The following is a 7,998-nucleotide window of genomic DNA, read 5'->3' as shown; positions in this document are numbered from 1 at the left end:
GCCGGGAAGCGCCTGCGCGGCCCGCCCACCGGCCCGCGGCCCGCCGGCACCCCCGCCAGCGCCACTGGCCCGGTGCCGCACGGCGACGTGACCCACACCACACACGTGCGCCACCGCCCGGCGGAGTCGGGGAAACGATCGCCCTGCGCCGCGCCCCCCGGGGAGCGCCCGGGCCGGTGCGGGCGACCGCGCGAGTGGACGCATCCCCGCACGTCGCTACATTGGGACTGATGCGTACCGACCTGACCCCCGGCGACCTCAGCGGACGCCGGTTCTACCAGCTACTGACCTCGGTCGTGGTGCCGCGTCCCATCGCCTGGGTCGCCACGACCTCGGCAGGCGGAGTGGACAACCTCGCGCCGCACTCCTTCTTCACCATCGCCAGCACCAACCCGCCGATCGTGCAGTTCACCTCCGTGGGCCGCAAGGACACCCTCAGCAACGTGGAGAGCACCCGGGAGTTCGTCGTCAACCTGGCGACGGAGTCACTGTGGGCGGAGGTCAACGCGACCGCCACCGACTTCCCGCCGGACGTCAGCGAGTTCGACGCCGTGGGCCTGGAGCGCGAGCCCAGCGCCCGGGTACGCCCGCCCCGGGTCGCCGGATCGCCGGTGGCGCTGGAGTGCCGGCTGCACTCGACGCTGCCGCTGGGCGACTCCACGGTCGTGTTCGGCGAGGTCGTGCACGCGGCGGTCGACTCCGCCGCCCTCGACGGGGGCCTCCCCGAGATCAGCCGGCTGCGGCCGCTGTCCCGGCTCGGCAAGAACGAGTGGGGGACGGTCGGCGAGGTGACGCCGCTCGACCGGATCAGCCACGCCGAGTGGCTGCGGGGCTGAGCTCCGCGGCCGGATGCCGCTGTCCGCGGCCGCCCGGCCGCGCGCTGCCCGGCCGTTGCGGAGGCGGCCCCGGACGGCGTACGCGCAGCGCGCCCATGGGGCACCCGGGTGCGGCGGCGGGCCCGTACCAGCCCGGCGTCGAGGCGAGCGGGCGCGACGCCCGACCAGCCGTCCGCGGGGCGGGCGCCGCCCCGAGCGCGCCGCGCGGCAGGACAGCCCCGCGGCCGCCGCACCCCGTACCGACCGGCCGCCGGTCACCGCGGTGCCGCGACGGAACCACGAGGCCGACGGACGCGGGACCCCGCCCACGCGGCCGCACGGCCGGCGACGGCGGAGCCGCGCCGGGAGGGGACGCCGTGCGGCCGCCGCGCCTGGCAGCGGTACCTGACACCGGCTGTCAGCAATGGCGGTAAGACTGGAGACATGCGCGCCAGCCGACTGCTGTCCCTTCTCCTGCTGCTGCAGAACCGCGGCCGGATGACCGCCGCACGGCTCGCCGCCGAGCTGGAGGTGTCCGAGCGGACGATCTACCGCGACGTCGAGTCCCTCAGCGCCGCCGGCATCCCCATCTACGCCGACCGCGGCACCGGTGGCGGGTACCAGCTGCTGGACGGGTACCGGACCCGGCTCACCGGGCTGACCGACGCCGAGGCGGACTCGCTGTTCCTGTCAGGGGTCCCCGACGCCGCCGCCGAGCTGGGGCTGGGCGCCGAGATGGCGGCCGCCGGCCTGAAGCTGCTGGCCGCGCTCCCCGACGAGCTCCGGGACCGCGCCGAGCGCGTCCGCGAGCGGTTCCACCTGGACGCTCCCGGCTGGTTCCGCCGCCGAGAGGAGGCGCCGTACCTCGGCGTCCTCGCCACCGCGGTGTGGGAGTGCCACACCGTGGAGGCGGAGTACCTCCGCCGGGACGGCCGGGAGGTCCGGCGCACACTCGACCCGCTCGGCCTGGTCCTCAAGGGCGGCTCGTGGTACGTGCTGGCCCGCCCGCACACCGACCGCCCCGACCCGCCGCCCCGCACCTTCCGGGTGGCGCGGCTGCGGCGGCTGGTCGACACGGGGCGGACGTTCCAGCGCCCCGCCGACTTCGACCTCGCCGGTTCCTGGGCGGCGTGGGCCGAGCAGTTCGAGTCCAGCCGGTACCGGATGACGGCGCGGGTGCGGATCACCGCCCGGGCGCGCGAGCTGATGCTGGCGCTGTCCTCCACCCGGGCCGTCGCCGCCGTGGAGGCCGCGGGCGAGCCCGGACCCGAAGGCTGGGTGGAGCTGGAGCTGCCCATCGAGTCCGTCGACGTCGCGCTCGTGGAGTTCTCCGGCTACGGTCCGGACATCGAGGTCCTCGACCCGCCGGAACTGCGCGACCGTCTCGCGGCGGCCGCGCGGGCCACCGTGCGGCTGTACGATGCGCCGGCCCCCGAGGCGGAACGGGATCCGGTGTCCCCGCCGGAGTGAGCCGCGGTGCGGCTACTCGGCCGGGCGGTAGGCGGTGATGGTTCCGCCGTTGCTGAACGTGTGCGTCTCCACCGGCGCGAACGCGCGCGGCCGGAACGGCCCGGCGAACATCGGCAGGCCGCCGCCGGCGACGACGGGGTACCGCTTGACGACCAGTTCGTCGATCTCGGGCAGCAGCTGCCCGGCCAGCACGCCGCCGCCGCACAGCCAGATGTCGCCGTCCCCGGGTTCGTCCTTGAGCCGGCGCACGAGTCCGACCGGGTCGTCGGGGACCAGCTCCACGGCCGGGTCCGGGCTCTCACCGAGGGAGCGGGAGACCACGTACTGGCGCAGGTGGGCGTAGGGGTTGGTCACGTCGGCGTCGACCTGGTAGGTGGCACGCCCCATGATCACGGTGCCGAACCGCCGGTTGGGCGCGCCCTCCAGGCCGAGCTGCGGCCGAATGTGGGTGGGCGCGGTCTCGGGGAACTCCGCGCGCAGGTGGTCGAGCATGTCCGGCGCCAGCGGGTAGAAGTCGAACTCCCCGCCCGGGCCGGCGATGAAGCCGTCGACGGAGACTCCCACGTAGTACACGAGCTTTCGCATTCACGACCTCCGAGCCACTAAACGACGCTAGATGTAGTACTTTGTTTGCAGTGCCACGAACGTAGTACTACACATGGAGTGGTGTCAAGCGCATGGTCCGACGCAACCCGGAGAGAAGAGCGGCGCTGCTCGACGCCGCCATCGAGGTACTGGCGCAGGAAGGCGCGCGCGGGCTGACCTTCCGCGCGGTGGACCGGCAGGCGGGAGTGCCGGCCGGTACCGCCTCCAACTACTTCGCCAACCGCGAGGAGATCCTCACCCAGGCCGGCGGGCGCGTGTACGAGCGGCTGGACCCGGGCGAGGCCGCACTCGCCTCCGGACTCCAGGGACCCCGGGACCGGGCCCGCGTCACCGCGCTCATGCACGATCTGGTGGACCGCGTGGCCGCGTTCCCCACGGGCTTCCTGGCGCTCCTGGAGCTCCGACTGGAGGCCACCCGCCGGCCGCACCTGCGGGAGATCCTGACCGAACGCGTCCGCGCCGACGTGGACTTCAACATCAGCTACCACCGCGAGACCGGGCGGCCGGGCGACGCGACCACGGTCGTGCTGCTCTGGCTGGCGCTCAACTGGCTCATCCTCGAACGCCTCACCCTGCCCGACCTGTTCGCCCCCGAGCAGCGCGGCGACCTGGTCACCGCCCTGGTGGACCGCCTCCTCGCCGACCAGCCGGCGCCGACACGCCCGGTTCCCGGCGACGCGGCGCAGTAGCGGGCGCCCCCGCGGCGGCCACGTACGCGGCGCCTCCGCCTCCGGAGGCGCCGCGTCACCCCCGCACGCGGTAACCCACGTACACCATGCCGTCCGCGAAGCGCCGCTCCGCGACGCACTCCAGCCCCAGGCGGACCCCGTCCGGAAACACCCGCAGCCCCCCGCCCACCACGGCCGGGGCCAGGTACACCCGGCACTCCTGGACCAGCCCCGCCCGGAAGGCGTGGGCGGCGAGGGTGGGGCCGCTCACGCTGACGTCGCGGTCCGCCGCGGCCACCATCCGGCGGACCGCCCCGGGGGCGAACTCGCGCTCGATCCGGGTACGGGCGGTGACCGGGCGGTCCAGCGTGCGGGAGTACACGACCTTGTCGGCCGCCCGCCACAGGGCCCCGAAGTCCCGCGTCGTCCGCGCGTCGCCGGGCCCGGTGCCCATGGTCTCCCAGCCGCGCATCACCTCGTACATCCGCCGGCCGAACAGGTGCGTGCCGACCGGCCGTTCGGCCTCGTTGATGAAGGCGTGCGCCTCCTCGCCGGGGACCGCCCAGTCGAAGCGCCCGTCCTCGTCGGCCACGTAGCCGTCGAGCGAGCAGATCATGGAGTACACCAGCCGCGCCACGCTCGTCTCCCCTCTCCCCGTCGCCGCCCGGTCCGCCCGCACAGCCGGGGCCCTCCTCCGGAAAATCCGGTGGCCCGCGCCCGTCCCAGGATGCTTTCATCCGGGTACGACGGCGGCGGAGCCCGCACCCCGTGCCCCGGCGCGGCGGCCCCGGGACCGAGTCAGTGGAGGTGGCCGGTGCCTCGCGGCGTGGAGATCCCGCTCACCGGCGGCAACGTCGGCGTCCTGGTCCGCGACGGCGACAGGTGGGTGTTCATCGACTTCGACGGCGCCGGCCCGGGTCGCGGCTGTGGGACCTCGGCTACGCGGCGCACGGGTTCGCCCCCCTGCGCCCCGGCGGCGACCCGGTCCGCGACGCGGCGCGGCTGCGGGCGCTGGCCGACGGTTACGGGCTCGACGCGCACCAGCGGGCCGCGCTGCCGGAGCTGACCGCCGAGCACGTGCGCGGCATGCACCGCCTGCTCGTGGACGGCGCCCGGCACGGCCGCCAGCCGTGGGCCCGCCTGCACGCGCGGGGGCACGCGGCCTACTGGGCGGCGGCCGCCGACTACGCCGCCGCCCACCGCGGCCGGTTCGCCGCGGCACTGCTGGCGTGAGCGGCCCGCTCAGCCCGGGCCGGCGGCGCCGGCCGGCGGGACCGCGCCGCCCGCCCCGGCCTGGTCCGGGCCCGGTTCCGGCTCGGCGGCGCGGTGCCGCCAGCTGGCCACGAGCACGAACGACACCGTGACCAGCAGCGCCCAGGCGCCGAACTTCGACGGGTGCACCAGCGCCCACGCGGCCTCCTGGTGCGGATAGCTCCAGGCCCCGAACAGCGTGGCCGCGTTCTCGGCCACCCACAGGAAGAACCCGATGAGCACGAAGGAGAGCGCCAGCGGCATCCGGTAGCGCCGGTCCCCCACCCGAGCGCACCCACGCGCCCCAGGTGGCCGCGATGATCCCGGCGGCCAGCGGCAGCCGGAGGTCGGGCAGCCAGTGGTGGGTGAGGAAGTTGGCGTAGACGGCCGCCGCCAGCACCGCGGTGGCCGCCGGCCGGTAGCCGACCAGCCGCAGCTCCAGCAGCGTCCAGGCGCGGACCACGTAGCTGCCGACCGCCGCGTACATGAACCCGCTGTACAACGGCACCCCGGCGACCTTGGCGACCGCGTCCTCGGGATAGCTCCACGAGCCCATGTGCACCTTGAACAGCTCGAAGACCAGCCCCACCACGTGGAAGCCGAGGATCGCGAGGATCTCCCGGCCCGTCTCCAGGCGCAGCCCCCAGAACACCGCGGTGACCGCGACCGCGTACAGCAGCAGCGCGTCGTAGCGCGCGAGGGGCAGCGGGAGCACGCTCGACGCCGCCAGCCCGGCCAGCAGGAGCCCCGCGAACGCGCACGCGCGCGCCTGCAGCAGGCCGAACCGCGCCAGTCGGCCGAGCGCCGACCGCAGGTCCGCCCACCGCCGTTCCGTAGCCGTCGCCACCCGGCTCTGACGGCAGTACGGGCTGCCGGGTTCCCGGCCGGACCGCCGCCGCTGCCGCCGCCGCGGCCGCGCCGGGCCTGTCGCTCGCGGGGTGCGTCTCCGCCGGCTCCCCCGACGCCGGCGGGGCCGGGCACACCGTACGGTGCGCCCGGCCCCGGCCAGGTTCTCGGGCGGCGGTCAGCCGAAGAACCCGAAGTACCAGAGCGCTCCGTTGGTTCCCGCGATGGCGGCACCCGCGAGCATCGCGCCGGTCGCGAAGCCGGTGCGCAGCGAGCGCACCAGGTACTCCAGCGAGACGACGTTGTTGAGCAGGAAGTACCCCAGGTAGAGCGCGTGGAAGAACCCGCTCTCGGTCAGGATGCCCTCGTAGTACCAGGGGCTGCCCCAGTAGCCCTCGGTGAGGGTGAACCAGGACCACGCGTGGGAGACACCCCAGCCGAGCGGGATCTGGATCAGCGGGATGACCAGGAGCGGCAGCACCTTGACGAAGCTCCACAGCCCGGGCTGGTCCGCCATGCGGGCCCGCTCCTCGGCCCGGCGCGCCGCCTCGCGCTCCGCGCGGACCCGCTCGCGGTGCGCCTGTTCGGCCTCGTGCTCGCGGCGCCGCTCGCGCTCGCGTTCCCACTCCTCGCGGCGGCGCTCCTCGGCGCGGCGGCGCCGCAGCTCCTCCTCCTCGCGCCGCCTCCGCTCCTGTTCGGCGCGGCGGCGCTCCTCGTCGCGCGGGGAGCCGCGGTACAGGTCGGAGTAGGCGGACTCGTCGCCCCGGGTGCGGTCGGCGGCTCCGGTCGGCGGCATCGCGGCGGTGGGCGCGGCCTGGGGACCGGACGGGATGGAGCCGGCCGCCGCCGGGTAGCCGGCGGTGCGGCCGGACTCGGCTCCCATGACGGAGGTGGCGTCGGGGACGCCGTGCTGGGTGGCGGCCCGGGTGGCCTGCTGGTCGTCGTAGCGCTGCGTCGCGGCGGCCCCCGCGGCAGCGCCCGCCCCGGCGCCCAGCGCCACGGTGGCACCGCCGTCGGTGCCGCCCCCTCCGGCGAGGGCGGCGTTGACCCGCGCGACCTGCTCCTGTACTCCGCGCATGAACGTCGGCGGCAGCCAGGAGCTGCCGACCTCGACGTCGCCGAGCGCGTCGAGGACGTCGCCCGGGCCGGGGCGGCCGCGCTCGTCCTTGGCCAGGCAGGCCGCCACGAGGCGCTGGAGGGACGGCGGGACTGCCGAGATGTCGGGCTCGTGCTGCAGGATGCGCATCACCAGGGTCGGCATGGCGCCCTCGCCGAAGGGGCCGATCCCGGAGGCGGCGTAGACGAGCACCGCGCCGTAGGCGAACATGTCGCTCTTGGGGGTGAGCGCCTCGCCCTGGATCTGCTCGGGCGACATGAACCCGGGGGTTCCGATGATGGACTGGGTGGCCGCGGTGCCGCTGGTGGCGCGGGCGATGCCGAAGTCGATGACCCGCGGCCCGTCCTCGGCGAGGAGCACGTTGCCGGGCTTGAGGTCGCGGTGGATCAGCCCGACGCGGTGGATCTCGGTGAGCGCCTCGGCCAGCCCGGCGGCGAGTACCCGCAGGCTCGGCTCGGGCAGCGGTCCCAGGGCGCGGACGGCCTCGTCCAGCGGCAGCGAGGGGACGTAGGAGGTGACCAGCCAGGGCACCTCGCCGTCGGGGTCGGCGTCGATGACCGGGGCGGTGAACGCGCCGCTGACCTGGCGGGCGGCGGTCACCTCGCGCGCGAAGCGCTGCCGGAACGAGGGGTCGGTGGCCATGTGCGGATGGATCCGCTTCACCGCCACGGCGCGCCCGCCGGCGGAGCGGCCGAAGAACACCTGGCCCATGCCGCCGGCGCCCAGCCGCCCGATCAGCCGGTACCGGCCGATCCGTTCCGGGTCGCCGTTCTCCAGAGGGCCCACGCCAAACCTCCGTTGTCCGCCGCTGTGTCAACCGCTTGAGATCGTAACGAAAACGCGGAGCACAGTGACCGAAAACGCCTACGGATTGGCGTATTCGGCAGTGAATGCGGGTGATGTCCGGGCGGGTCGTGGGAAGAATGAGAAGCCACGCTGGTGGTGGAGTGACATCCCTCTCCTTTACCACGTAGATTCAAACAGTCGCCCGGGGTCGAGCGGTGCCGCTGCCGAGCGCGGCGGCGGGGGCAGCGGGCCGGACCCGCCCCCACCGCCAGGCAAGGGCCGCCGCCCACCCGGTCCGCCCGCGTGGGCGCGTCTGGGTCGCCAGGCCCGCCGTAGCCCGCCCACCGCCCACACCGACGCCGAACCGGCTCCCGCCGGGCCGTGGACGGGAACCGGCCCCCGCGCCGCGCGAGCGAACGCCTGTCTCTTATACACATCT

The 7,998-nt window shown here is 75.2% G+C and carries 8 protein-coding genes and 1 pseudogene; 4 read left to right on the top strand and 5 right to left on the bottom strand.

The annotated features are described in order from the left end of the window. Positions 1-230: 230 nt before the first annotated feature. Both DEF28_RS24140 and DEF28_RS24135 read left to right on the top strand, forming a co-directional pair. Positions 231-836 carry a flavin reductase family protein gene (locus DEF28_RS24140; protein ID WP_114400813.1) on the top strand — a complete coding sequence of 202 codons (606 nt, stop codon included), beginning with the start codon at positions 231-233 and terminating at the stop codon, positions 834-836. A 423-nt stretch (positions 837-1,259) separates the two neighbouring features. Next, positions 1,260-2,285: a helix-turn-helix transcriptional regulator gene (locus tag DEF28_RS24135; protein WP_114400814.1), complete on the top strand. Its 1,026-nt coding sequence runs from the start codon at positions 1,260-1,262 to the stop codon at positions 2,283-2,285. Positions 2,286-2,297: 12 nt separating this feature from the next. On the opposite strand, the gene DEF28_RS24130 is transcribed toward DEF28_RS24135, so the two are convergent. Beyond that, positions 2,298-2,870, bottom strand: coding sequence for a dihydrofolate reductase family protein (locus DEF28_RS24130; protein ID WP_114400815.1), 573 nt, complete (start codon positions 2,868-2,870; stop codon positions 2,298-2,300). Between the two features lie 92 nt (positions 2,871-2,962). Here DEF28_RS24130 and DEF28_RS24125 point away from each other — a divergent pair, with 92 nt between their 5' ends. Then, a complete protein-coding gene (locus DEF28_RS24125) occupies positions 2,963-3,580 on the top strand; it encodes a TetR/AcrR family transcriptional regulator (RefSeq protein WP_114400816.1) in 618 nt (205 codons plus the stop codon). A gap of 55 nt (positions 3,581-3,635) precedes the next feature. On the opposite strand, the gene DEF28_RS24120 is transcribed toward DEF28_RS24125, so the two are convergent. After that, positions 3,636-4,196: a dihydrofolate reductase family protein gene (locus tag DEF28_RS24120; RefSeq protein ID WP_114433497.1), complete on the bottom strand. Its 561-nt coding sequence runs from the start codon at positions 4,194-4,196 to the stop codon at positions 3,636-3,638. A gap of 245 nt (positions 4,197-4,441) precedes the next feature. Here DEF28_RS24120 and DEF28_RS24115 point away from each other — a divergent pair, with 245 nt between their 5' ends. Beyond that, positions 4,442-4,792 (top strand): hypothetical protein, encoded by a 351-nt coding sequence (locus DEF28_RS24115; protein WP_114400767.1) that lies wholly within the window; start codon positions 4,442-4,444, stop codon positions 4,790-4,792. Positions 4,793-4,801: 9 nt separating this feature from the next. On the opposite strand, the gene DEF28_RS28895 is transcribed toward DEF28_RS24115, so the two are convergent. From DEF28_RS28895 to DEF28_RS24105, 3 genes and pseudogenes are all read right to left on the bottom strand, one after another. Continuing rightward, positions 4,802-5,095: a DUF817 domain-containing protein gene (locus DEF28_RS28895; RefSeq protein ID WP_258862682.1), complete on the bottom strand. Its 294-nt coding sequence runs from the start codon at positions 5,093-5,095 to the stop codon at positions 4,802-4,804. A 67-nt stretch (positions 5,096-5,162) separates the two neighbouring features. After that, a pseudogene (locus DEF28_RS28890) lies at positions 5,163-5,657 on the bottom strand (DUF817 family protein); the annotation flags it as partial. 177 nt (positions 5,658-5,834) lie between these two features. Next, positions 5,835-7,559 (bottom strand): serine/threonine protein kinase, encoded by a 1,725-nt coding sequence (locus DEF28_RS24105; protein ID WP_114400766.1) that lies wholly within the window; start codon positions 7,557-7,559, stop codon positions 5,835-5,837. Positions 7,560-7,998: the final 439 nt, after the last annotated feature.

The organism is Marinitenerispora sediminis (assembly GCF_003336425.1).
Taxonomy (GTDB): domain Bacteria; phylum Actinomycetota; class Actinomycetes; order Streptosporangiales; family Streptosporangiaceae; genus Marinitenerispora; species Marinitenerispora sediminis.
The sequence above is the reverse complement of the archived record's forward strand: the minus strand, read 5'-3'. Positions and strand labels throughout refer to the sequence as shown.